This is a genomic window from Frankia sp. Mgl5 (genome assembly GCF_023242985.1).
GTDB classification, from domain to species: domain Bacteria; phylum Actinomycetota; class Actinomycetes; order Frankiales; family Frankiaceae; genus Parafrankia; species Parafrankia soli.
This window is the reverse complement of sequence record NZ_JALKFY010000420.1, coordinates 1-678: the sequence shown is the minus strand read 5'-3', so window position 1 is coordinate 678 and position 678 is coordinate 1. Positions and strand designations below refer to the sequence as shown.

The 678-nt window shown below is 65.2% G+C and carries 1 protein-coding gene and 1 pseudogene; both read right to left on the bottom strand.

The features are described 5' to 3' along the window. On the bottom strand, positions 1–392 hold a 392-nt coding region (locus MXD62_RS09935; protein WP_248829049.1), incomplete at its 3' end, for a GTP-binding protein. Next, positions 392–678: pseudogene (locus MXD62_RS09930) on the bottom strand (sulfate adenylyltransferase small subunit); the annotation flags it as partial. The pseudogene MXD62_RS09930 and the gene MXD62_RS09935, both read right to left, overlap by 1 nt.

Here is a 678-nt window from a genome sequence, read left to right as displayed (position 1 = left end):
AGATCCGCGGTGGACGCCCCGGTGACCATGTTCCGGGTGTACTGCTCGTGCCCGGGGGTGTCCGCGACGATGAACTTCCGCCGCTCGGTGGAGAAGAACCGGTACGCCACATCGATCGTGATGCCCTGCTCACGTTCCGCGGCGAGCCCGTCGACCAGCAGCGCGAAATCCAGCCCGTCGCCCTGCGTGCCGACCTTCTTCGAGTCCGCTTCCAACGCGGCGAGATGATCGGAGAACACCAGCTTCGAGTCGTACAGCAGCCGGCCGATCAGCGTCGACTTTCCGTCGTCGACACTGCCGCAGGTGATGAACCGCAGCATGCTCTTGTGCTCGTGCAGATTGAGATACGCCTCGATGTCGTCCGCGACGAGGTCGCTGGCCGCGTGCGCCATCAGAAGTACCCCTCCTGCTTCTTCTTCTCCATCGACCCGGACGAGTCATGGTCGATGACCCGGCCCTGGCGTTCCGAGCTCGTCGTCAACAACATCTCCTGGATGATCTCTGGGAGGGTTTCGGCGGTGCTCTCCACCGCGCCGGTCAGCGGGTAGCAGCCCAACGTCCGGAACCGCACGCTGCGCTGCTGCGGCACCTCTCCGGGCTTCAGCCGCATCCGGTCGTCATCCACCATGATCAGAGCGCCGTCGCGTTCCACGACCGGGCGCGGCGCCGCGTAGTACA